The sequence below is a fragment of the Ruegeria sp. BHSB196 genome (assembly GCF_059613135.1).
Map to the genome: position 1 here is coordinate 35,014 of NZ_JBXWRY010000006.1, position 23,004 is coordinate 58,017.

Annotated in this window: 19 protein-coding genes; 15 read left to right on the top strand and 4 right to left on the bottom strand. The window is 62.4% G+C overall.

Features of this window, described 5'->3' with window-relative positions; genetic code table 11:
- The first annotated feature begins 5 nt into the window (after window positions 1–5).
- Window positions 6–1,574: a trimethylamine methyltransferase family protein gene (locus AC2FNJ_RS05590; protein WP_496763103.1), complete on the top strand. Its 1,569-nt coding sequence runs from the start codon at window positions 6–8 to the stop codon at window positions 1,572–1,574.
- 18 nt (window positions 1,575–1,592) lie between these two features.
- On the opposite strand, the gene AC2FNJ_RS05595 is transcribed toward AC2FNJ_RS05590, so the two are convergent.
- The gene (locus AC2FNJ_RS05595) at window positions 1,593–2,987 is read right to left on the bottom strand and encodes an aminotransferase (RefSeq protein ID WP_496763105.1); all 1,395 of its coding nucleotides are present in this window, start codon (window positions 2,985–2,987) and stop codon (window positions 1,593–1,595) included.
- 136 nt (window positions 2,988–3,123) lie between these two features.
- Between AC2FNJ_RS05595 and AC2FNJ_RS05600 the strand changes: the two genes are divergently transcribed.
- On the top strand, window positions 3,124–3,771 hold the full coding sequence (locus AC2FNJ_RS05600) for a TetR family transcriptional regulator C-terminal domain-containing protein (protein ID WP_496763106.1): 648 nt from the start codon (window positions 3,124–3,126) through the stop codon (window positions 3,769–3,771).
- A gap of 66 nt (window positions 3,772–3,837) precedes the next feature.
- Here the strand turns inward: AC2FNJ_RS05600 and AC2FNJ_RS05605 are convergent, their stop codons facing one another.
- Window positions 3,838–5,313 carry an NAD-dependent succinate-semialdehyde dehydrogenase gene (locus tag AC2FNJ_RS05605; RefSeq protein ID WP_496763108.1) on the bottom strand — a complete coding sequence of 492 codons (1,476 nt, stop codon included), beginning with the start codon at window positions 5,311–5,313 and terminating at the stop codon, window positions 3,838–3,840.
- A gap of 264 nt (window positions 5,314–5,577) precedes the next feature.
- Here AC2FNJ_RS05605 and AC2FNJ_RS05610 point away from each other — a divergent pair, with 264 nt between their 5' ends.
- The 8 genes from AC2FNJ_RS05610 (at window position 5,578) to AC2FNJ_RS05645 (ending at window position 13,776) form a co-directional block, all read left to right on the top strand.
- A complete protein-coding gene (locus tag AC2FNJ_RS05610; protein ID WP_496763109.1) occupies window positions 5,578–6,786 on the top strand; it encodes a M24 family metallopeptidase in 1,209 nt (402 codons plus the stop codon).
- Between the two features lie 245 nt (window positions 6,787–7,031).
- Window positions 7,032–8,111 carry a hypothetical protein gene (locus AC2FNJ_RS05615; RefSeq protein ID WP_496763111.1) on the top strand — a complete coding sequence of 360 codons (1,080 nt, stop codon included), beginning with the start codon at window positions 7,032–7,034 and terminating at the stop codon, window positions 8,109–8,111.
- A 2-nt stretch (window positions 8,112–8,113) separates the two neighbouring features.
- Window positions 8,114–9,232, top strand: coding sequence for a hypothetical protein (locus tag AC2FNJ_RS05620; RefSeq protein WP_496763112.1), 1,119 nt, complete (start codon window positions 8,114–8,116; stop codon window positions 9,230–9,232).
- Window positions 9,233–9,253: 21 nt separating this feature from the next.
- Window positions 9,254–11,182, top strand: coding sequence for an AAA family ATPase (locus tag AC2FNJ_RS05625; RefSeq protein WP_496763114.1), 1,929 nt, complete (start codon window positions 9,254–9,256; stop codon window positions 11,180–11,182).
- Between the two features lies 1 nt (window position 11,183).
- Entirely contained in the window at window positions 11,184–11,519 is a 336-nt protein-coding gene (locus tag AC2FNJ_RS05630) for a hypothetical protein (protein WP_496763115.1), read from the top strand.
- Window positions 11,516–12,853 (top strand): DUF6638 family protein, encoded by a 1,338-nt coding sequence (locus AC2FNJ_RS05635; protein WP_496763117.1) that lies wholly within the window; start codon window positions 11,516–11,518, stop codon window positions 12,851–12,853. The genes AC2FNJ_RS05630 and AC2FNJ_RS05635 overlap by 4 nt, the downstream gene beginning before the upstream one ends.
- Window position 12,854: 1 nt before the next feature.
- Window positions 12,855–13,121 carry a hypothetical protein gene (locus AC2FNJ_RS05640; RefSeq protein WP_496763118.1) on the top strand — a complete coding sequence of 89 codons (267 nt, stop codon included), beginning with the start codon at window positions 12,855–12,857 and terminating at the stop codon, window positions 13,119–13,121.
- A gap of 10 nt (window positions 13,122–13,131) precedes the next feature.
- On the top strand, window positions 13,132–13,776 hold the full coding sequence (locus AC2FNJ_RS05645; RefSeq protein ID WP_496763119.1) for a DUF1523 family protein: 645 nt from the start codon (window positions 13,132–13,134) through the stop codon (window positions 13,774–13,776).
- Window positions 13,777–13,796: 20 nt separating this feature from the next.
- Here AC2FNJ_RS05645 and AC2FNJ_RS05650 read toward each other — a convergent pair whose 3' ends face one another.
- Window positions 13,797–15,374, bottom strand: a complete 1,578-nt coding sequence (locus AC2FNJ_RS05650; RefSeq protein ID WP_496763121.1) for a DUF5928 domain-containing protein — start codon at window positions 15,372–15,374, stop codon at window positions 13,797–13,799.
- Between the two features lie 144 nt (window positions 15,375–15,518).
- Between AC2FNJ_RS05650 and AC2FNJ_RS05655 the strand changes: the two genes are divergently transcribed.
- On the top strand, window positions 15,519–16,337 hold the full coding sequence (locus AC2FNJ_RS05655; protein ID WP_496763218.1) for a sulfotransferase family protein: 819 nt from the start codon (window positions 15,519–15,521) through the stop codon (window positions 16,335–16,337).
- 102 nt (window positions 16,338–16,439) lie between these two features.
- Here AC2FNJ_RS05655 and ilvD read toward each other — a convergent pair whose 3' ends face one another.
- The gene (ilvD, locus tag AC2FNJ_RS05660) at window positions 16,440–18,269 is read right to left on the bottom strand and encodes a dihydroxy-acid dehydratase (RefSeq protein ID WP_496763122.1); all 1,830 of its coding nucleotides are present in this window, start codon (window positions 18,267–18,269) and stop codon (window positions 16,440–16,442) included.
- A 179-nt stretch (window positions 18,270–18,448) separates the two neighbouring features.
- On the opposite strand from ilvD, the gene AC2FNJ_RS05665 reads away from it, so the two are divergent.
- The 4 genes from AC2FNJ_RS05665 to AC2FNJ_RS05680 all read left to right on the top strand — a co-directional run bounded on the left by AC2FNJ_RS05665 (window position 18,449) and on the right by AC2FNJ_RS05680 (window position 23,002).
- On the top strand, window positions 18,449–18,712 hold the full coding sequence (locus AC2FNJ_RS05665; RefSeq protein WP_496763123.1) for a CBU_0592 family membrane protein: 264 nt from the start codon (window positions 18,449–18,451) through the stop codon (window positions 18,710–18,712).
- A gap of 76 nt (window positions 18,713–18,788) precedes the next feature.
- A complete protein-coding gene (gene smpB, locus AC2FNJ_RS05670) occupies window positions 18,789–19,265 on the top strand; it encodes an SsrA-binding protein SmpB (RefSeq protein WP_496763124.1) in 477 nt (158 codons plus the stop codon).
- 365 nt (window positions 19,266–19,630) lie between these two features.
- The gene (locus tag AC2FNJ_RS05675) at window positions 19,631–20,743 is read left to right on the top strand and encodes a FecR family protein (RefSeq protein WP_496763126.1); all 1,113 of its coding nucleotides are present in this window, start codon (window positions 19,631–19,633) and stop codon (window positions 20,741–20,743) included.
- Window positions 20,744–20,770: 27 nt separating this feature from the next.
- Window positions 20,771–23,002 carry a CHASE2 domain-containing protein gene (locus AC2FNJ_RS05680; protein WP_496763128.1) on the top strand — a complete coding sequence of 744 codons (2,232 nt, stop codon included), beginning with the start codon at window positions 20,771–20,773 and terminating at the stop codon, window positions 23,000–23,002.
- The last annotated feature ends 2 nt before the right edge of the window (window positions 23,003–23,004 follow it).

Genomic DNA, 23,004 nt, shown 5'->3' on the forward strand with positions numbered 1-23,004 from the left:
CGACCATGTCAGAAACCATTCAACGCAGAACCCGGCGGCGCGGCGGCGGTCGCGAAGCGCGGGCGGCCATACGAACCGGCAACGCCGCCTCGCAGGCGATCTGGCCCGGCATTTCGGGAGGGCGTTACACGCCGCTTTCGGAGGCCGACATGGGCCGGATACACGGGGCCGCGCTTGCCATTCTGGAACGCACTGGTATTGGCGACCCGACGCAAGAAGTGCTCGAGCTGGTTCTGCCGAAGGGCGCAACGGTGAACGAACATGGCCGGCTTTGCTTTCCGAAAGCGCTGATGGAGGACATTCTGTCCAAGGCGGCCAACGAGTTCTATGTGCACGCGCGCGGATCCCGCGCCGGCAAGGACGACATGCATTGCACCAAAGACAAGGTCTATTACGCGAATTCGGGCACCGCGGTGACGACTTTTGACGCCGAAACGCGCAGTTACCGCCCATCGACGCTCAAGGACATCTATGACTTCACCCGCCTCGTCGACCGGCTGGACAATATCCACATGACCGGCGACACGGTGCTCGCCACGGACGTTCCGCAGGATTACGAGCATGACATGAGCATGCTCTATGCAATCCTTGCCGGCAGCGAGAAACCGGCCTGCCTGACCTTCCGAACCCGCGAACATATCACGGATGCGATCCGGATGTTCGACATGGTGTCGGGTGGCGAAGGCAAGTTTCTGGAACGCCCGTCCGTCATTTTCGGAGGATGTCCGATCGTTTCGCCATTGCGGTTCGGTCGCGAGAACCTGGAGATCCTGATCGACACGGCAAAGCTCGGACTGGTCTGCGACCTTGCGGTGCCGCCGCAGGCAGGGGCGACCTCGCCCGCACCCCTGGCCGGAACCCTGGCGCAGGCGGTCGCGGAAACCCTGTCCTGCGTCGCCATCGCCAACCTGATCAATCCCGGCACCCCGGTGGTCTTTGCCGCCTGGCCCTTCATCACCGACCTGCGCACGGGATCCTTCACCGGCGGCAGCGGCGAACAGGCGCTGATCTCGGCCGCCGCGATCCAGATGGGAAATTTCTACGACCTGCCGACCAGTGTCGGTTGCGGCATGACGGATTCCAAGCTTCCGGACGCGCAATACGGATTTGAAAAGGCGCTCACCTTTGCGCTGGCGGCCCATGCCGGGGCCAACCGGCTTTGCGAATTCGGCGGCATGGTCGGCAGCCTGATGGGGTGTAGTTTCGAATCCATGGTGATCGACAACGAAGCCGCCGGCATGATCTCTCGCACGTTGCGGGGAATCGAGGTGAACGACGACACGCTGTCGGTCGATGTGATCCATGATTGCGCGGTCGATCCCGGGCATTTCCTCGGAAACCCGCAGACCCTGCGCTACATGGAAACCGAATATGTCTATCCGTCGCTCATGGATCGGGAGCTGACGGGCACGTGGGAAAAGGAGGGGAGGCGGGACATGTTCGAACGCAGCCGGGAGGTGGTGCAGGACATCCTGTCGAACCACTATCCGAACTATTTTGGCCGCAAGCTCGACGACGTGGTTCGCGACAGGTTTCCGATCAGGCTGCCGCGCGAGGCGATGCGGCCCGGATGATCGCAAGCCATGGAGCGTTCAGCCCGTCGGGACGCCCTGCCTGGACAGGTCTTCGGCGGTCAGACGGATTCCCTTTTCCAGAATGTCGAACATCCGGTTCAGTTCGCTTTCGGTGATGATCAAGGGTGGAGAGAACACACACATGTTTATGATCGGGCGGAGGATCAGGCCATGGTCCTGACAATGCCGATCGATCAGCGCGCCCACGGATCTGTCGCGCTCCAAGGCGTCTTCGGCGCCCGACCCGGTCACGCATTCGACGCAACCCACCAGACCCATGCCGCGGGCGTCACCGACCAGCGGCAAGTCCGCCAAGGCCTGAAGTCGCTCTTCGAACAATGGTGTGATCGAACGCACGTGGTCCAGAACGCCGTCGCGCTCCATGATTTCGATCGTCTTCAACCCGGCCGCCGCGCTGACCGGATGGCCGGAATAGGTAAAGCCGTTTGAAAACGTCGCGCCCTGGGCGTGTTCGCCGCTGACATCCTCGGTCAACCGGTCCGAAAGGATGCAGGCCCCCATCGGAACATACCCCGAGGTCATGCCCTTGGCGCAGGTGATGATGTCGGGCCGAATGCCGAATACCTCTTCGGAGGCGAACCAGTGGCCCAAACGGCCGAAGCCGGTCACGACCTCGTCCGAGATGTACAGGACGTCGTGTCTCCGGCACACCTCGAGGCAGCGCGCATGATACCCGTCCGGCGGGACGATGACGCCGCCCGAGCACAGGATCGGTTCGGCGATGAACGCTGCCACCCGGTCCGCACCGATCTTGAGGATGGCGGATTCCAGATCGGCCACCTTTTCGTCGAGAAACGCCGCGACCGACTGGCCCGGTTTGCGGATGTAGGGGTTCACGTTGGGCAGGAAATGCACGAGTTCGGTCGCCTGATCCAGCCACCCCTTGTCCCGTTCCTTGCCCGAGACCGAGGCCGCAAGATAGGTCGAACCGTGATAGGCTTTCTGCCGTGAAATCACGACCTTCTTTTCCGGCATTCCCAAAAGGTTGTTGCGGAAATGGACGAACCGCAATGCGCTGTCGACCGCGGTGGATCCGCCGGTCGTGAAAAAGACGTGGTTGAGGTCGCCGGGCGTGCGCTTGGCGATTTCCCTGGCAAGCCGAGCAGGGGCGGAATTGGCATTGGTGAACGGCGAGAAATACGCCATCTCCATGGCCTGTTTCGACATGGCTTGCGCGATCTCGGCGTTGCCATACCCTAGTTGCACGCACCACATCCCTGCCGGCCCGTCGATTAGCCGTTCGCCGCTGTCGGTGGTGACATAGATCCCCTGGCCGCTTTCAACGAAGGTGCGATCGTTTTCACCGAGGCTCTCCATTCCTTCCCAGGGATGCAGGAAGTGCGTGTTGTCCCAGTCTCGAACGGACTGGAACTCTGTCGTCACAAGGGTCATGGCGCCGCTTTCTGTAATAATTATCACAAAATGTACGATCATTCACGAAAAGTCAAGCCTTGCGCTGTCGGCCGGGCCAGTGAGACAAGAGACCAGATGCCGTTTTGAGTTGCAACGACCGAAGGATCCGCGATCAATGAAGCGTGCTCAGTCGAACGCGCGGGAGCTGAGCAAGTCTCAAAATCGTCGCCAACTGATCGAAGCCGCTGCAGATTCGATCTTCAAGTACGGGATCCGTGGCACCACATCGGCAAGCATTCAGGAATTGTCGGGTCTGTCGCGCGGCATGGTGAATCTGCATTTTCGCTCCAAGGAGAACCTGCTTCTCGCGGTGGTTCAGGAACTGTCCGACAAGTATTCGGCGCAATGGCGGTCCGTTGCCGAGGACCAGGCGCTGTCCGTCGCGGAGCGATTGCGCCGGATCATCGAGGCCGATTTCTCACCAACGGTTCTGAATGCGCGGGACGCGGCCATCTGGTTTGCGTTTCGCGCCGAGGCGTTTTCCAACCCGGACGTCTACCGCTTCATCGACTCGCGCGATCAGGGGTTCCGCTCGGCCATCATCGGGCTTTGCGCGGAGTTGAAACAGGAAGGCGGGTATGAAAGCGCGGATCCGAACCTGGCGGCGGATGCGCTGATCGCGCTGCTGGAAGGCTTGTGGACGGATTTCCACCTGCACTCCGACTCGTTTGACCGAGCCAGAGCGATTGAGGTGTGCATGTATGTGGCGCGGTCGTTTTTCCCCGGTCATTTCGGTGAGGACGACAGGGCGGAAGGACCGTAGAGCTGGCGTTTGCCGGCCAGGAAACGACCCGCCCGAAGGCGGGCCGTTGCGGCCTTCCGCCTGTGCTCAGACCGACATGCAGATGTATTTCATCTCCAGATAGTCCTCCATACCGTGATGGCTGCCCTCGCGTCCCAGGCCGGACTGCTTGACGCCGCCGAACGGTCCAAGCTCGCTTGAGATGATGCCGGTATTGATCCCGACGATACCGTATTCCAACGCCTCGGCCACCTTCCAGACCCGGCTCAGATCCTTGGCGTAGAAATACGAGGCCAGGCCGAAGATCGTATCGTTCGCCATGGCGATCACTTCGTCTTCGTCCTCGAACTTGAAGAGCGGGGCGAGCGGGCCGAAGGTTTCTTCCTGCGCCACCTTCATGTCCTGGGTCACGCCGGTAACGACGGTCGGCTGGAAGAACGTGCCGCCCAGATCATGCGGCAGGCCGCCGGTCAGGATCGCGCCGCCCTTGGCGGTGACGTCGGCAAGATGCTCCTGCACCTTGGCGACGGCGTCGGCATTGATCAGCGGGCCGGTGGTGGTGCCGTCGGCCAGGCCGTCGCCGACCTTTAGCTTTTCGACCGCCGCCTTCAGCTTGGCGGCGAAGGCGTCATAGACGCCGGCCTGCACGTAGATGCGGTTGGCGCAGACGCAGGTCTGGCCGTTGTTGCGGAACTTGCAGAGCATGGCGCCTTCGACGGCGGCGTCCAGATCGGCATCGTCGAAGACGATGAAGGGCGCGTTGCCGCCCAGTTCCATCGAGCATTTCATCACCTGGTCGGCGGCCTGGCGCAGCAGGATCCGGCCCACCTCGGTCGAACCGGTGAAGGTCAGCTTGCGCACGCCGGGGTTCTCGCAGAATTCCTTGCCGATTTCGCTGGCGCGCGACGACGGGACAACGTTGAACACACCGGCCGGAATGCCTGCCTGCTCGGCCAGAACCGCCAGCACCAGCGCCGACAGGGGCGTTTCGGCGGCGGGGCGGGCGACAAAGGCGCAGCCCGCAGCCAGGGCCGGACCGGCCTTGCGGGTGATCATCGCGTTGGGGAAGTTCCAGGGCGTGATCGAAGCGGCGACGCCGATGGGCTGTTTCAGGACCATGATCCGCTTGTCGCGTTGATGGCCGGGGATGGTTTCGCCGTAGATGCGCTTGGCCTCCTCGCCGAAGAACTCGATGAACGAGGCGCCATAGGCGATCTCGCCGATGGCTTCGGCCAGCGGCTTGCCTTGTTCGGCGGTCAGGATCTTGCCCAGATCCTCGGCGTTTTCCATCATCAGCTCGTACCAGCGGCGCAGGATCGCGGCGCGCTCCTTGCCGGTGTGTTTTGCCCATTCCTTCTGGGCGGCCTCGGCCTGGGCGATGGCGCCGGCCACCTGGGCACGGCTGACATCGGCGACTTCGGCCACCACGTCGCCGCGGGCGGGATTGGTCACGGCAAAGGTGCCGTGCTCGCCCTCGACCCATTGGCCGCCGATATAGGCCCGTGTCACGAGCAGTTCCGGTTTCTTCAACAGGGATTTGAGATCGGTCATGGTGTCCAGCATGGGTCGGCCTCCGGCTCGAAATGGGGTACAGGCACACAATCAGGTGGCTCAGCCCTTGTCTATGTCCACACGCTATCATGAATCAATCCGAATTTGATCAAATGGGTGAGTGCAGGTCATTCCGGCAAAGTCGCGCTTGATCGACTCTGCGACTTCGTACATTGTGCGCGCGGGCTCTGGCGATGGCGTCGCCTCATGCCGCTTGCAGGCATGCGCCCAATCCCCCGTCCTGAACGCCGGGACCTTTCTGCAAAGGAGGGTCTGATGACCGCACGTCCGGAATTCTATCGCTATCACAACGGCCAGCAGGCCAGACTGCCCTTCGAGGAGGCCGAATACGAGGCGCGCCTCGGAGAATTGCGCCGCCGCATGGACGAACTCGGTGTATCCGCCGCCGTGTTCACCTCGATGCACAACATCGCCTACTACTCGGGGTTCCTGTATTGCGCCTTCGGGCGTCCCTATGGCCTTGTCGTGACCGAAGCCGAGGCGGTCACGATCAGTGCTGGCATTGACGCGGGCCAGCCGTGGCGGCGCTGTTACGGCGACAACATCACCTATACCGATTGGCAGCGCGACAACTATTGGCGTGCGATCCGGTCTGTCACCGGCGAAGGTCGGGTGATCGGGTATGAGAGCGATCACCTGACACTTCTGCAGCGCGCGAAGATGGAGGATTTCCTGAAACCGGCCGCTTCGGTCGATCTGTTCGAGACCACCATGCGCCAGCGGATGATGAAGTCACCCGCCGAAATCGCGCTGATCCGTCAGGGTGCGCAGGTCGCCGATGTCGGCGGCTACGCCATCCGCGAGGCGGTCAAGCCCGGTGTCCGCGAAATCGATGTCGCCATGGCCGGGCGGGATGCGATGGAGCTGGAGATCGCCAAGCGGTTTCCCGATGCGGAATACCGCGACACCTGGGTGTGGTTCCAGTCCGGCGTCAACACTGACGGCGCGCACAACCCGGTGACGGGCCGCATTCTGGAACGGGGCGACATCCTGTCGCTGAACACGTTTCCGATGATCTCGGGCTATTACACGGCGCTGGAACGAACCATGTTCGTGCAGGAGGTCGATGCCGCCAGCCTGAAGATCTGGGAAGCGAACGTGGCCGCGCATGAATACGGGATGTCCCTGTTGAAACCGGGTGCGTCCTGCGCCGACGTGACACACAAGATCAACGCCTTCCTTGCCGAACGCGACCTGCTGCAATACCGGACCTTCGGCTATGGCCATTCTTTCGGCGTGTTGTCGCATTACTACGGCCGCGAAGCGGGGCTGGAGTTGCGCGAAGACATCGACACGGTGCTGGAGCCTGGCATGGTGATCTCGATGGAGCCGATGCTGACCATTGCGGATGGTCAGCCCGGCGCCGGCGGCTATCGGGAGCATGACATTCTGGTCATCACCGAGGACGGCAACGAGAATATCACCGGCTATCCCTATGGGCCGGAGTTCAACGTGGTCGGCTAGGGGCAAATCCACCGGACCTTGCCCAATTGACAAGTCAGAGCCGCTGTCTTGCGGCCCTGACCGTTTTGGCACGGGCGTCCGCATCGACCGGCCCGGCCGCGGCGAAGCACCGATTTCACCCCTCGGTGTCTTTCAATTTCCCGCGCGCGGTGCCACAGTTTCTTCCGAAAGACAGGTTCGGGGATGTAAATGCTCGTAACATTCCCTATCTGTCATGGTGGCACACGAAAAACGGACCCAGTGGCATGTCGAACCCCCAATTCGAAGCGATGATCGAAGAAACCCAGCGCAAGGTGAAGGAAAGCCAGGCGCAGATCGAAAGCCTGACCGGCCGGATCGAAGCGGCGCGGGCCAAGATCGGGACGGCCGAGGCGGATATCGACATCGAGAATGCCACACTCGAGGACGTGCATGCCCATACCGAGGTGATGAACGCCAACATCGCCGAGCTGATCATGGGACTCGACGATGTGACCAGCGCATTCTCCAAGGATTTCGACGAGATGCGCTCGAAAACCGGGTGGGAGAGTTTCGTGGGCATTTTTTCCAAGGGCAAGTCCGAAGCGATGCGGCAGGAACGGATGCGCACCGCCAACATCGACGACAAGCTGCAGGATCTGATCGCCAAGTCGGACGTAATCGTGAAGCTGCTGCAAGGTCAGCTGTCGGTTCTGGAAGAGCAGCGCGAAAAGGTCGAAACCAATCTGACCGCGACCCTGGACGACCGTGAGGCGACCGTGGCAGAGCTCGAAGCCTTGCGTGCCGAGATTCTGGCAATGGATCCAAGGATCATCGAACTGGAAAACAAGATCTCGGTCGAACAGGACGCCGCCGCGCGCACCAAGCTGGAAACCGAACTGGCCGAGCTGAACAAGCAATACAATGCCAAGGTTCAGGATGAGCAGGTCAAACTGGCCAAGTCGCAGACGCTGGAGCGGTACATCGAAAAGGGCAAGTCCTGGGTCGATAGCCTGCAGAACCAGGCGGCGACGCAGATGGTGCTGATCAACAAGCTGCAGACGGACACGCAACAGCGCGTGGTGCTGTATGACGCCCTGACCAAATCGCTGAAAACCGCTCAGCAGCAGGACGTGGCCCACCGCATCAACGAGATCGGCGTGCAGACGGACCAGGAGGCGCAGACGGCGATGGCCGCCATCGGCACCGCGACCAACCAGAAGATGGCCGACATGCTGGAGGCGCATGAGGATCACATGGTGTTTGCCCGCGACGTGCTGGAGAAAAAGGCCAAGGCGGACGAACGCTTTGCCCGCCGGTTTGCGGCGATTGTCGAGAAGCACGACAAGAACCTCTACGGAGGATAAGGGTGGCGGACCCCGCACAAGACCATGTCGGCCTGACCGACACCTTCGCCTCGCGCCGCTATTTCCGCAAATTCGAGGTGATCACGGTCCACCTCCTGCGCGTGGCCGCGACGATGGAAGCCGAGGGCGCGATCAGCAAACAGGAGGTGCGGATCGTGTCGCGCTATCTCTCGGGGCTGCTCTACACCTTCCGCGCGCTTTCCATGAAATACCTGCTGGTCGGGCGCGACACGGGGCGGTTCTTTGGCAGCCTTGCCATGGACAAGCGCGACAGCGGGTTTCCGGTGGCGGCCGAGTTGCTGACCATGGCCAATGACGCGCAGCAGGCGCAGGTGCATCTGGCGAACATGCCCTCGGAGGAGGAACTGAAATCCGAGATGGTGCGCACCATCATCGGCGACCGCGAGATCCCGACCAAGCTGCAATTCGCGCTGTCGCAGCGCCTATACTACGAAGAACTGCTCAAGGGCCAACTGTTCTGGGCGCGCAACGATCCCGAATGCCACTGGATCGAAAACCAGGACGAGCGGCGGCGGTTTCTGGTGCATTGGGCGGTCTATGACAGCCAGATCAACCTGCCGGTGATCTATCTGATGCAGCTTGAGGATTCTGGCCGCGTGGCGCTGCCCAAGGATCAGCGGCGCTGGCCCGAGGTGCAGGCACACCTGATGGCGCAGTCCTTGGGCGGGCTGAAACTGCTGACGATCGCCAAGGGATTCGACGAGGATTTTGACGACCTGCACCCAAAACACCTGCGGCGCATCCATGTGGGGCCGATGTATTCCTCGGCCTATACCGAGCAATCCGGACCCCTGCGGCAGGTGCTGGAGGATGCGCAGGCGCCCGAGGGCCAGGACTGGGCGCTGGCCTGGACCACCGAGGAACTGGAAAGCGAAAAAGTCGTCGAGGAGCGCGCCGGATGGTTCTCGACCGTCGAGCGCGAGGTATTTGCGCTGGACCCGTTTGGCGGGCAGGGGGCCGAGACCGGGGCGACCCGCACCCAGCGGTCGATCATCCTGCCCCAGCGCCCGTTTCAGGTGCTGGCCGAACGCAACCCGCCGGGCTTTGCCGATGTGCGGAAATTCGTGGTCAGCAATTCCGGGCAGGTTTTGAGGTATTGAAGAGGCAATGGCGGTTTTGAGATGAGCTTGACGTCAGACCAGATGGAATTGCGCGAGACGGACATCCGCAAGCACTATCCGGCGGCAACCGCCTTGTTGAACGGGTTCGAGCATGCGCCACGGATTGCCAAACCCGTCCAAGCGACGGTTGAGCGGTCTCCGGGCGTGGCGACCGGTCGGCGGTTCCGCTCTACCACGCCGGGTCTGGTGACGCGGCGGTCGTCGCGCGCCGACGGGGTGCATCTGGTCGAACGGATCGAGGCGTCGGACGGTGGCGATGCGCTGGTCTCGCCGCCTCAGGCCACCACGCAGCAGGCGATCCGGCGCGCCATCGCCATCGCGCTGGCCGTAGCCGAAGCCTATGCGGACCAAACTCCGCTGGCCGACCTGAAACGCGCCAATCTGGCCGGCGACTTGCCCGCTTCCCGCAAGACCGAGTTTTCGGAGCTGTTGACGGCCGAGGCCTTGATCACCGCCCACACATTCGGCAATGCACTGGCCTATCTGATGTCCTCGCATCTGGGCGAGACCACCGTTGATCTCGGCGAGATCGAAGAAGTTCTGACCGACAACGGCCAGCTTGCCCTGCACGGCGCTTTGTGGGAATTGGACCAGACGCTGGCCAAACATGCCCCAGATGATGCGCATCTGATCGCAGCCACCAGCGCCTATGCCGAGCAACTGATGGAAAAGGCCGCCCTGCGCGCCCAGTCTGCCGGGCATCTGGCCGGTTTCCGGAACGCCGCCTGGCATGTCGAGGCCGACGATCTGACCATCCGGGGGTTCGAGCCCGCCTCCAAGGCCAAATCCACCACGCTGACGATGACGTTCAAGAAACCGAACGAGGTGGTGGGCAACCATATCGCCAAGTATCAGGCGATGAAGCTGGCCAAGATGCTGATGGCCTATGACTTCGACCGCCGCCTGAACCCGTTCGCGGAACTCGGCGGGTTCATCTTCACCTTCATGGGCGACGGCAAGCCGGGCACCGGCAAGACCACCCTGATCCAGATGATGGCCGGGCTGATCCACGAATACTGTCAGAACGCGGGCTACCCGTTCCGCTATCAGAACCTGAGCACCGACAATATCGACAGCTATCAGGGCAAGTCCGGCCAGAACGCCAAGGCCTTTATCAACACCATCATCGACCCCTCGGTGATCGGCTTCGGCACCATCGACGACATCGATCAGCTGGCGGGCAAACGCGGCGACCGGCAGTCCAGTGCCGGGCAGTTGGAAATCACCGCGGTGCTGATGGAGAGCTTTGCCGGCGCCAACACCGTCGTGCGCGGCAACTGCACCTTTGGCATGTTCTCGAACTACCCCGAGAACGTGGACGATGCCCTGCGCCAGCGGGCGGGTGCGCGGTTTCTTGTGGATGGGCCGCAAACGCGCGAGGACTACATCGATATCTTGCATCTGCTGATGGGCCGCAACCACGACATTCCGTTGGGCGAGCACGATCTGTATGCCGCGCAGGAGATCAAGAAGGCGGTCGCCGCCAGTTTCGAAAGCCACTCCCGCCCGCATGAGGACGCTTTGCTGCGCGTCTATGAGAAGGTCGAGGGGCAGATCGGCCAGCTGGACACGATCGCCAAGCTGGGCACCTACCTCAAGGCGATCCAGCAGGCGGACGAACGGTTCACCGGCCGCGCGATCAAGAACATTACCGACGCGGTCAAGGTGCGGGCGATGGATTTCGAACTGCCCGACGAGTGGATGGAAAACCCCGACCTGTTCCTGTTCCGCGACTACGATACCAAGAAAGCGATGATCGAAGACCTGCGCCAGCCGATCACGGTCGAAATGGTGATCCAAGAGATCAACCGTTACGCCGACAGCGAGTTTCGCTATGCCGACAAGAGCGACGAGGTCGCCATCGAAAACGCGGTGCGTGAGATGCAACGGATGGAAGAGGCCAAGCGACGGTATCTGGAGGGGAAATAGCTTGCTCGATCTCACCTATATCGCCGTATGCTCATTGGCAGCCTATGCCGGCATCAGGTTTGTGATTTGGACCATCAACAAATGCTTGCCGGTTCCGTCAGGCGCTTTCATGTGGGTTCGGTTCTTTGTCTGGTGGACGCTCAGCCTCTTGATTTCCGTGGCAGTGTATGCCGGTGCCATTGCAGCACTGGTGTCCGCCAACCCCGCCATTCCGGAGTTGAGACACAAGTTGGACTCTTCGGTTCTGCTCGTTGGCGCCATCATTCTTTCCGCGCCCTATTGGGTCGGAGTCGTGAAAGGCATTGAACTTCAGGCTTCGCACAGGTGGTCCTCATGATCCGCCTCATCGAAAAAGGCCTGATGTTCGGCAATCTCGTCCACACCTCCAGCCCGGCTCTGGTCGAGCGGTACAATCGCGCGCTGCAACATCTGTCGGGCAAGACCACGCGACTTTCGGATTTTCACATCGACATTTCAGGCTATTCGCCCGAGATCGGGATCGAGTTGGAGGACGAACTCTACCTCAATCCCAACGGTGTCAATCGGCAGTTCATCCTGCTGACGACTGAGCAGAAACGCAGCCCGCTGCTGAACGTCAAATTCTCGACCTCGCGCGATATCCTGCGCGAGTTCATCGAGATGAACGAGGCGCAGCTGTTCGCCCTGACCGCCACCGATGCGGTGGCCGGAGAACTGGTGAACTCGGTCGTCAAACTCACCTCGCCGCGCGACCTGCTGAACCTGCGCAAGATCGAGATCGAGGCCGACACGGTCGGCGGCACCTTGCGCAAGGCCGAGCAACTGGCGGGCATGGTCGAACGGTTCAAGACCGAGGAGGACGCCTGGTTCGACGATGTTCTGATCGCTCAGATGATCGAGACCGCGAAACAGACCGGTGACGTGACCCGCAACCCGGTGCATCTGCGCCATACCGTGTTCGAACAGCGCAATTTCTGGACCGCGCATTTCGGCGGGATGTACCTGTTTCCGGACGTGGATCACCCGGCCGCGATCTGCATGGGCGGAAAGCCCGACGACCTGCCGATCAGATATGTTTTCGATCCGTCGCAACGCAACCAGATCGCCAAGTTTCTGGACTACAACGATCTGGTCGAACCGATCGTCAAGGCGCGCGGCGTGGACGGCGCGGCGATCCTGCGGCAAAAGATGGATTTCATCGCCATCGACACCGCCGCGAGCGCCGGGATCGACCTGACCGGGCTGGATCGCGGCGACATGCGGCGGCTGGCGCGCAATCACGCGGACCGGCTGCCCGACGCCTATCACGGCCTTGCGCAGCTTTTGCGCTGGGCCGAGGACGGCGGGCCGTGGCCGCGTATCGCGTCGGACCATCCGGCCTATTTCTATTCGCTGCGCGCGGCGAACACGCGCGACCGCGACCTGGTCAACATGCTGCTGTCGGAACTGGCGCCGCTCGATCCCCGCCAGATGTTCATCTGCCACAAGGAGCTGTTCTATCGCACCTATGCCACATGGTCCCAGTCCAAGCGGGCCTATGTTGCCGACTTCCTGGCGCGGGAATATCAGGTGGACAAGGCCGGGGCGCGCGCCGCACTGTTCGGGCAGGAACCGGACATGAGCGGCGAGGACCGGGTGAGCGAGGACATCCTCCGCCGGGTCGGTCCCTGGGGCGCGGTGAGGAGGATTTGACATGTTTGGCGCGCTGCGGCTGATCCTGATCCTGCTGGTCGTGCAGACGATTGCCTATGTCGGGCTGTCCCTCTATTCCCGCAGGGTGCGGCGCGGCAAGCTCGAGACGTGGTGGGACAAGAAGGGCAAGACCGGCAGCAAGGAAGCGTTTGTGGAGCGCGGGCTGAAGGCCTATGACAACTCGTTCCGCCGCAAGCTTATCCTTGCGGTCTATATTGTGCCATGGGTGGCGATTGCGGCCCTGATCTACGTCGTGAACTACATGTGAGGACCGGGACATGGTCTATGTCAAATGGGCGTTCATTCTGACCTTCTGGATCGCCGTGGGGGCGCTGCTGCAATACTCGTTGCCGCAGCGTGACATCGTGCGCATCGTCAACACCTATGAGGAGCGGCAGGAGCTGAACGACTGGACCCGCATCTTCTGGGCGACTCCGGACGATCAGTCGGCGAATCTCATCAACCGGGACGTGCAGTTCATTCAGGCCGTGCGGCCGAACGGCAAGGCCATCGTCTATCGCAACGAGGATACCGGGTGGGGCTGGCCGCCCTATTTCAAGTTCGACACCGCCAACCTCTATACCGAGGCGAATGACGCCATCTCGACCAAGGACAACCCCGAATGGGTCGCGGTCACGCATTACGGCTGGCGCAACGAGTTCATGTCGATCTTCCCCAACGCCATTTCCATCAAGACGGTCGAAGGGCCTGACGTGCGCCTGATCCCGTGGTTCAACATCATCTTCCTGACGGTTTTCTTCGCGATCCTCTGGGCCATCTGGGTGCGCTGGCGCCGGTTCCGCGCGGCACGGATCGACCCGATGATCGAAAATGTCGAAGACAGCTTCCATGCGGCGGGCGATGCCATTGACGAGCATCGCAGCCGGTTCCGGCGCTGGCTGGACAGTTGGAAGTCCAAGTAGGATTTCACCGGAGCAAGGGCTCAGTCGGCAAACAGATAGTCGATTTCGAGGATTTCCTGCGCTTTGCCGGTGGAGATCAACAGGAACTCGGCAACCTTGTGGGCGTTTTCCTCGCGCGGGCGCGCTTCGCCGATCCGGCCGTATCGGTCGAAACCCGCGTCGCGTATGGCCTCGGACTCGAGCGCGAAGTCGTTGCGGATGGTCGGCAACAGCCGTTCCAGATGCGCCTGGGGCGTGTTCTCACCGGCAAGTCCGACACGCCGTGCATGTCCGGTCAGGTAGTCGTCGGAATAGGTGCATTCGATTTCGAGCAGCCGCGTCACGCAGCGGTCCGCGCAGAAGTCGCGCAGGATGTCCAGGCTGGAAGGATCGACACATATGACCAGCCGGTCCGTCTGCAGGTGATCGAACAGCATCCGCATCAGCGCCCGGCAATGCCGGTTGCGCTTGCCCAGTCCGGTTTCGACGCCGCCCAGATCCGGCAGCGCCGTGTCTTCCTCGTTGAAAAGGTATTCAACCGTGGGAAGCCCCGTATGGCGTGAGATCTGGCCCGCAAGGCGCTTGGCGACGTGCCATTTCTTGCAGATCACGATCATCAGTTCGCGCTCGCGTCCCAATGTGCTTTCGGCTTCCCAGAATCGCTGGGCGAAACGCCGCCCGATCCGGCCGCGCCCGGCGAGATAGTCGTAGAGCTTCCGGCCTTCGTTCGAAATCTGGAACGACACCCCCCGGGCCGAATAGAGCTGCCCCAGGCGCTGTTTCAACTCCCGTGCTTCCGGGCTGATCTTGCGGGCGAACAGGTAGTCCTGGGTCAAGAGAAGATCGTAGTGATCGTTGTAGAACGTGACCGGCATCCCGTAATCGGTGAACATCAGGAACGTCAGCGTCCGGTTCTCGATCTCCCGGTCCGGAATCAGGTGGCGGGTGAGGGTTTGAAAAAAGGTTTCATCCGGAATCCAGGTCGTTCGGAAGAACCGCAGGATGTCGCGCCTGGACCGGAGAAAATCGAGAAGCTGTTCGACCGTGCGGCGGCGCAGGCACCACCATTGGCTGCCGATCATGATCTGAAGATCCTGCGGAACCTCGCGCGTCATCCCAAGACGCTTTTGCAATTCGTAGGATGCGTAAAACCGCCGTCGCTGCGTCCGCTCGTTGAAGACGTGGCGATAGATCAGGCGGTCTTCCTTCAGGCCGGTCTTGATCCAGTCGCTGCCGAAGAAATCGTAGCTTTCGATATAGTCCTTGTCATTGGCGTCCAGAAACCCATGCGCATATTCCGCGGTCTTGATCGCCATGCAGTCGCCGGACAGCATGTAGAAATGCGTGGCATGGGGAAAGGCGTCCACCGCCGCCTCCAAGGCGTTCAGAGTGGCCTGGACCAGGGACCATTCGCCCCAGCCGCACCTGACGCGCTTGCGGGCGAAGGTCACATCGGGATTGTCCGCCAGCGCGGCCTGAATGCGTCGGAAATCCTCGGACGATGCGCTGGCGTCGAAATGGATCGCGACAAAATCCCCGGCGGCGGTCAGCTGTTCGCTCTGCGCGACGATGGCGTCCGGGTTCTTGTGGCACAATAGGATATACGCAATTCTTGCCATGCCTCGGAACGCCGCGCCGTGTTGCTGCTCTTGGCTCACCCTGATAATGCGGAAGCGCGATTGAATAAACTCGGTTTCTTTGTTTTTTTGACATCAAGGGCCTTTGGCTCGATTTGAGATCGAATGGCATTGGAGGTGGGGCAGATGGGGTTTCCGGGCACCTGGATGACGGAAAGTGAAAGCATGGTCTATCGGGTGGTGCCGAAATGCGCGTGCTCGACCATCGGCCAGATCATGTATTACTCGGATCATGGGCGGTTTTTCGACGGGGACATTCACGACGCGCAGGACGGGCTGCACAAATGGGCGATGGACCGAAGCCAGGATCCGATCTCGCGTAACGTCAAGTCGCACCGGTCCTTTGCCTTCACCTGCGTGCGCAACCCCTACACGCGCATATTGAGTTCCTTCTTCGACAAGATCTGCGGCATCCAGCGCAACGGTAAAAGGTACCGTGGCAATCTGGTACCGTCGCTGGTGTACAACTACGGCATCGAGGTCGGCGGCGAGGACGGCAAGCAGGCGTTCGATCAGATCCGGAGCTTTCGCAGGTTCCTGCTGTTTGCCCGCGACACCATCCGCTGGCGGCGGCCCATGGATCCGGACATTCATTGGTCGGCCATGTCCGGCCACGTCTCGACCTTCATCGTCAACGGGGGACGATACGACCGCATCTTCTGGACCGAGAAGTTCGACGAAGGCATGCGGGACGTGCTGAACCACATCGAAACGCCGCATTCTGTGGATCTGGGCGAGATACCCCGGTTCAACGAATCCGAAGGCCACGGACCGAAACGGGCGCATCCGGTCGAAGACTATTTCGACGATCTGTCCATGCACCTCGTCTACGAGATCTACAAACGGGATTTCGAACTGTTCAAGTACGATTTCGAGAATCCGGCCAACAAGATGCCGATCGGAGAGATCGACCTGGACGAGGTTCACGCGAAACTTGGAGACTGACCCCGGGGGCGTGACACTCCCGCCCGTCGTCGATGTCTCTGGCGCGACATCTCCTCCGGTTGGGCCCGGCGCCGCGCGGGGCGCGGCGCCGGCCGGGACATGTCACAGCTGGCGTACCGCGCCTTTCGCCGCGCTGGTGGTCAGCTTGGCATAGGCTTTCAAGGCGGTGGACACCTTGCGCTTGCGCGGCTTCGCCGGGTGCCATCCCTTTTCGTCTTGGGCTTCGCGGCGCGCCGCGAGAACGGCATCGTCCACGGCCAGGTGGATACTGCGATTGGGGATGTCGATCTCGATCAGGTCGCCCTGTTCGACCAGCCCGATCAGGCCGCCCTCGGCTGCCTCCGGCGAGACATGACCGATCGACAATCCGGACGTGCCGCCCGAGAATCGCCCGTCCGTGACCAGCGCGCAGGCTTCGCCGAGCCCCTTGGACTTGAGATAGCTGGTGGGATACAGCATCTCCTGCATGCCCGGCCCGCCCCGCGGTCCCTCATAGCGGATCAGCACCACCTCACCCGCCTTGACCTTGCCGGTCAGGATGCCGGAAACGGCGTCGTCCTGGCTTTCGAAGATATGCGCCGGGCCGGAAAACTTCAGGATCGAGTCGTCTACGCCCGCGGTCTTCACGATGCAGCCCTCTTCGGCCAGATTACCGTAGAGTACCGCCAGGCCACCATCCTGCGAAAACGCATGTTCGGCATCGCGGATGACCCCGGTTTCCCGGTTCAGATCGACGTCTTCATAGCGGCGCTCCTGCGAAAACGCAGTCTGGGTCCGCACGCCGCCCGGAGCGGCGCGGTAGAAATCGTGGACCGACGCGCTGTTGGTGCGCCGAACGTCCCAGCGGTCCAACGCGTCCGCGAGGGTCGGGGAATGCACCGTTGTCACCGACGTGTTCAGCAGTCCGGCTCTGTCCAGTTCGCCGAGAATGCCCATGATGCCGCCGGCACGGTGAACATCTTCCATGTGCACGTCGCTCTTTGCGGGCGCCACCTTGCACAGAACCGGCACCTTGCGCGACAGGCGGTCGATGTCGGACATATGGAAATCGACCTCGCCCTCGATGGCGGCGGCCAGCAGGTGCAGAACGGTGTTGGTGGACCCGCCCATGGCGATGTCCAGAGACATGGCGTTCTCAAACGCGGTCCGGTTCGCAATGTTGCGCGGCAGAACACTGGCGTCGTCCTGTTCGTAGTACCGCTTGCAGAGATCGACGATCAGGTGGCCGGCTTCGATGAACAGACGCTTTCGGTCAGCATGGGTGGCCAGCGTCGACCCGTTGCCGGGCAGGGAAAGGCCGAGGGCTTCGGTCAGGCAGTTCATCGAATTGGCCGTGAACATGCCTGAACAGGAACCGCAGGTCGGACAGGCCGAGCGCTCGATTGCCGCGACCTGTTCGTCGCTGTATTTTTCGTCGGCGGCGGCCACCATGGCGTCCACCAGATCCAGCGCCTTTTCCTGACCCTCCCAGACGACCTTGCCCGCTTCCATGGGGCCACCTGAGACAAAGACCGCGGGGATGTTCAGCCGCATTGCGGCCATCAGCATCCCCGGCGTGATCTTGTCGCAATTCGAGATGCAGACCATCGCGTCGGCGCAGTGGGCATTGACCATGTATTCCACCGAATCCGCGATGATCTCGCGCGAGGGCAGGGAATAGAGCATCCCGTCATGGCCCATGGCGATGCCGTCATCCACCGCGATGGTGTTGAATTCCTTGGCCACGCCCCCGGCGTTTTCGACCTCGCGCGCGACCATCTGGCCCAGATCCTTCAGGTGGACATGGCCGGGCACGAACTGGGTGAACGAATTCACGATGGCGATGATCGGTTTTCCGAAATCTTCGTCCTTCATGCCTGTCGCGCGCCACAGGCCGCGCGCCCCGGCCATGTTGCGTCCGTGGGTGGTGGTTCTGGATCGGTACATCGGCATAGGCTGAATCCCCTGGTTTTTCGCACAGGGACAACATTCGGGCGGCAAAAGCAAGGGACCGGGCGCGATTCCCCGCCTTCGGTCGCCTTCGCGTCATGCCGCCGCCGGATTGTCAGCCGGCGCTTGACGAACTAACACCTGCCACGATCGCAAATCTGGCGCGGAGAATGGATGTGACCATGGCCCTCGAAACCCTGACACTGGCAGATGCCATCGGATCCTTCGGGGCGCTGATCGTGGTCGCCGCCTATTTCGCTACCCAGGTCCGATGGATGAATTCCGAGGATCTGGCCTTTCCGGCCGCCAACCTTCTTGGGTCGGTTCTGATCGTCTATTCGCTGCTGCACAGTTTCAACCTGGCCTCGATGCTGATCGAGGGATTCTGGATCGCGATCAGCGCCATCGGGATCGTGCAGCACCTGCGATCGGACCGTTCAGGGTGACGCCGCGGGAACAAGGCGGTTGCCAGGTGCATCGCCGGCTTGCATGGGCCGACAAGGGCGCATACATCTGCGCGTCATGGCAAAGCAGACAACCGATCCGAACTACAAGGTGATCTCCGAGAACCGGCGTGCCCGCTTCGACTATGCCGTCGAAGAGGACATCGAGTGCGGGATCGTCCTGGAAGGGTCCGAGGTCAAGGCCCTGCGGGCCGGCGGCGCCAACATCGCGGACAGCTACGCCGCGGTCGAGGATGGCGAACTCTGGCTCGTGAACAGCTACATTCCGCCCTATGAGCAAGCCAAGGTCTTCAGGCACGAGGAACGGCGGCGCCGCAAGCTGCTGGTCTCGCGCAAGCAGTTGTCGCAATTGTGGAACGCGACCCAGCGCAAGGGCATGACGCTGGTGCCGCTGGTGCTCTATTTCAACCAAAAGGGCATCGCCAAGATCAAAATCGGCATCGCCAAGGGCAAGAAGACACACGACAAGCGCGAAACCCAGGCCAAACGCGACTGGTCCCGGCAGAAACAGCGGCTGCTCAAGGAACAGGGCTGAAGCCGCCGTCACCGCGCTGACACCGGTGGGCGCGCCGTGTTGGGCGTCGTCCGGCGACCCGCCCGGCTTCCGGTCGGCAAGCGCCTTCTGAACAGCCGGGCCGAAAACCTTGCCAAACTTATGCAAAATAGCGCATAGTTCACTCAAATTTGTGGCAAAAATGATTTTATGCAGGCGCGAAAGGGTCCGATCCGGGCCTGTCTTGACCAATGACCGGGCTGTGTTCTGTACCTTGTGGGGGGGCGGTGGATTTGGCTTGGTTGCGTCTGTTCTTGGTCCTTGTGCTGAGCAGTGGTCTTTGGGTTTCCGCCGGATCTGCAACTGCGGCGATCGGCACGGTGGTCGATGTCAAGCAAGGCGCCAGCGTGACGACCGCAGGAAAGTCGCGCCGCCTTCAGGCCGGCATGTCGATAGACAGCGGTGACACAATAACCACAAACGGCACCGGCATCGTGCAGATCATCTTTGCGGACGAAACGAAGATCGCGATCGGCCCCAACACCAGCATGGTTCTTGACGTGTCGATGATGCGGGGAAACCAGAAGGCCAGGAATTTCGCGGTCAAGGCGCTGGGCGGCAGTTTTCGCTTCATTTCGGGAAAAAGCAGGAAATCCGCCTATGTCGTCGATACGCCGACCGCGACGATGGGCGTGCGCGGTACCGTCTTCGATGTCTGGGTACTGGGCGACCGGCAAAGCACAATGGTCATCCTCGCGGGGTCCGTCCGCATGTGCGGCGCAAGCGGGCGGTGTTCGCTGATCCGGGGGCAGTGCACCATGGTTGCAACGACGCCCCGCGGGCGTGTCGGGCGGCCGATCAACAACCAGCAGGCCCTGCAGGCGCTGAACCGAGGCTTTCCCTTCATCAGATCGCAAAGATCGCTGCGCGCGGCGTTCCAGGCGGATACCGGAGGGTGCAGCGATATCACCGAACCGCCGACACAATCCGAGGCCCGGGCACGGCAACCGGTACCTGCTCCGCAGGCCGTCCCTGCGCCGGCACGCCCCGCGCCGGCACGCCCCGCGCCGAGCGCGCCGCAGATTGCAATTGCTGCGCCTCCTTCGCCAGATCCTGAGCCCGAAACCGCAGCGCCCGCGGGTCTCGGGGGGCGCGCAGGCGGCGACACGGCAGGGCCGGGGGGATCTCCGGGCGGTAGCGGATCCGGAGGCCAGATCGGTGGCGGCGGCGGCGCGGCCCAAGGTGGCCAAGGCGGACAGGGCGGCATCGGCGGACAGGCGGACGACGGGGCGGACACTGGTGGCACGGGCGTTGCAGGCTCAACAGCAGACGGGACCGCCGGCGATGTCGGAACCGGCGTCGGCGGCCAGAGCGCGGCGGATCAGGGCGGGCAGGGCGGTGGCCCGCAGGGCGGCCAGGGCGGCGGCGAATTCGGCGGTGTCGGCGGGGGGCTTCACGGCGGAAGCGGCCAGGGCGGCGGCGGAGGCGGCGGCGGGTCGGTCGGCGGTGAGGGCGGCTGATGCTGGTCTCCGGCCGTCATTCGTGACATGGCGTGGCTGTCCGGAACCGGCCGCCGCGCCTGGACGATCCGCGGTTTTGGCCTCGTCCTCATCCTAGCGGGGTGTTTCCTGAGGGTGTCGGACCCCTATCCGGTCGAGGCCGCGCGGCTGATCTATTTCGACTATCTGCAGCGGCTTTCACCCAGAAGCTTCGAGCCGGACCTGCCGGTGCGCGTGGTGGATATCGACGAGGCCTCGCTGTCTTCTGTGGGTCATTGGCCCTGGCCCCGCACCAAACTGGCGGAACTGGTCGAGAGGTTGGGCGACTACGGTGCCGCAGCGATCGCGTTCGACATGCTGTTTGCGGAACCGGACCGCTATTCCCCCGCACGCCTGTCGCAAGATCCCGCCTTCGCCGGCTTGCTACGCGACGACGTGGACGCAGAGCGGCTGGACAACGATCTGAGGTTCGGAAACGCCATCGCCGAATGGCCGGTGATCCTCGGCGTGGCCGCGCGATTGCACTCGGAGGGGGATGAGGTCGCCCCCCATGCCGGCATCGTGGAAATCGGCGAGCGGCCGGCCGAGGGACTGGTCCGGGTGCCCAGCTGGACGTCACTGGCGCCACCGCTGGCGGACACGGCGCAGGGGATCGGCGGGGTGAACGTGTCACCGCTGGGCAGCCTGGGCGTGGTCCGGACCGTTCCGCTTCTGTGGCATGGGCCGACGGGAGTGATGCCCAGCCTGAACATCGAAGCGTTGCGGGTCGCCACCGGGCAGGCGAACATTTTCGTTGAAGGCGCACAGGGCGAACCCGGCGTCATGCTGGCGCTGGACTTCGGCGGCTTTCAGGTGCCGACCACCGAACACGGCGAGATCTGGGTGCGCTATCGGCGCGACGATCCAAGGCTGTACGTTTCGGCCGTCGATGTGCTCGACGGCGGGTTCGATCCGGCTCTGCAGGCCGAGATCGAAGGGCGGATCGTTCTGGTGGGCACCTCGGCCGCGGGCCTGCTGGACATCCGGGAAACTTCCCTTGGCGAATCCGTTCCGGGCGTTTCGATCCATGCACAGATCATCGAACAGATATTGCTGGGCGAGACCCTCCGCCGTTCGGACGTGACCGCCGCGCTCGAAGTGATCGCATTCGTGGCGCTGGGTCTGATCGTCACCGCGGTCATGTCCGGGGCCGGCGCGATTCCGTCCTTTGTCGCCGGCGGCGTGGCGGCGGCCTCGGTCGTCGGGATGAGCTGGCTGGCGTTTCAGAACGGCGCGGTGCTGCTGGATGTCACCTTTCCTCTGATCGGCGGCATGGCGAATTTCGGTGCCCTGGCCGGGTACCTGTTCATCGTGACGGAACGGGACAAACGCGCGATACGCCGGACATTCTCGCACTATGTCGCTCCCGAAGTTCTGGACGAGATGGAAAGCAGCGGCCGCACGCTGACGCTCGGGGGGCAGACCCAGGACATCACGGTGATGTTCTGCGACATTCGCGGCTTTACGCCCCTGTCCGAAAAACTGCCCGCATCCGGTTTGGTGGCCTTGCTCAACGAGCTGTTCTCGCGGCTCGGGGACAAGATCCTTGCCGAACGGGGTACGATCGACAAGTTCATCGGCGACGCGATCATGGCGTTTTGGAATGCGCCTGTTCCGGTTGCGGATCACCCGGTTCGGGCCGTGCGCGCCGCCCTGCAGATGCGCCGGGCGCTGGCGGCGTTCAACGCATCCGCGGGAATGCAGGGACAGGAGCCGGTTGCGCTCGCGACCGGATGCGCCACGGGGCGGGGCTGCGTCGGCAATATCGGTTCGCGCAAGCGGTTCAACTATACGGTTATCGGCGATGTCGTGAACGTCGCGGCGCGGCTCGAAACTGTTTGTCGTCATGTCTGCTATGACATCGTTGTGTCCGGCGCCGTCCACGAAGCGGCGCAGGGAGAGATTGCGATGCTTGAGGCCGGTGCGATCAGGCTGCGCGGGAAGTCCCAGCCCGAGCCGATCTATGTCGTGGTCGGTAACGTGGAGGTACTGGCGTCGGATGCGTTTGCGAAACTGCAAGACTTGCATTCGACGTTGATCGCATGTCTGCGCGATGAGGGCCGAGGCGCGCATGTTGACGCCTGTCTGAGGGAGTGTTCGGCATTGGCGCAGGGCGTCGAACCGGGACTGGTGGCCTTCTATTCGGAATTGCCGGAGAGGCTGCCTGATTTCACGTCCGATGGATCCGGCTCCGAGGTCGCCTTCCGGCATTTCGACCGGTCGCGCCTGGCGGGTGAATGACG

Excerpts from the sequence above, each read along its gene's own strand:
- AC2FNJ_RS05590 (WP_496763103.1), top strand. The coding sequence starts at position 6 with ATGTCAGAAACCATTCAACGCAGAACCCGGCGGCGCGGCGGCGGTCGC.
- AC2FNJ_RS05595 (WP_496763105.1), bottom strand. The coding sequence starts at position 2,987 with ATGACCCTTGTGACGACAGAGTTCCAGTCCGTTCGAGACTGGGACAAC.
- AC2FNJ_RS05600 (WP_496763106.1), top strand. The coding sequence starts at position 3,124 with ATGAAGCGTGCTCAGTCGAACGCGCGGGAGCTGAGCAAGTCTCAAAAT.
- AC2FNJ_RS05605 (WP_496763108.1), bottom strand. The coding sequence starts at position 5,313 with ATGCTGGACACCATGACCGATCTCAAATCCCTGTTGAAGAAACCGGAA.
- AC2FNJ_RS05610 (WP_496763109.1), top strand. The coding sequence starts at position 5,578 with ATGACCGCACGTCCGGAATTCTATCGCTATCACAACGGCCAGCAGGCC.
- AC2FNJ_RS05615 (WP_496763111.1), top strand. The coding sequence starts at position 7,032 with ATGTCGAACCCCCAATTCGAAGCGATGATCGAAGAAACCCAGCGCAAG.
- AC2FNJ_RS05625 (WP_496763114.1), top strand. The coding sequence starts at position 9,254 with ATGAGCTTGACGTCAGACCAGATGGAATTGCGCGAGACGGACATCCGC.
- AC2FNJ_RS05635 (WP_496763117.1), top strand. The coding sequence starts at position 11,516 with ATGATCCGCCTCATCGAAAAAGGCCTGATGTTCGGCAATCTCGTCCAC.
- AC2FNJ_RS05640 (WP_496763118.1), top strand. The coding sequence starts at position 12,855 with ATGTTTGGCGCGCTGCGGCTGATCCTGATCCTGCTGGTCGTGCAGACG.
- AC2FNJ_RS05645 (WP_496763119.1), top strand. The coding sequence starts at position 13,132 with ATGGTCTATGTCAAATGGGCGTTCATTCTGACCTTCTGGATCGCCGTG.
- AC2FNJ_RS05650 (WP_496763121.1), bottom strand. The coding sequence starts at position 15,374 with ATGGCAAGAATTGCGTATATCCTATTGTGCCACAAGAACCCGGACGCC.
- AC2FNJ_RS05655 (WP_496763218.1), top strand. The coding sequence starts at position 15,519 with ATGGGGTTTCCGGGCACCTGGATGACGGAAAGTGAAAGCATGGTCTAT.
- ilvD (WP_496763122.1), bottom strand. The coding sequence starts at position 18,269 with ATGCCGATGTACCGATCCAGAACCACCACCCACGGACGCAACATGGCC.
- AC2FNJ_RS05665 (WP_496763123.1), top strand. The coding sequence starts at position 18,449 with ATGGCCCTCGAAACCCTGACACTGGCAGATGCCATCGGATCCTTCGGG.
- smpB (WP_496763124.1), top strand. The coding sequence starts at position 18,789 with ATGGCAAAGCAGACAACCGATCCGAACTACAAGGTGATCTCCGAGAAC.
- AC2FNJ_RS05680 (WP_496763128.1), top strand. The coding sequence starts at position 20,771 with ATGGCGTGGCTGTCCGGAACCGGCCGCCGCGCCTGGACGATCCGCGGT.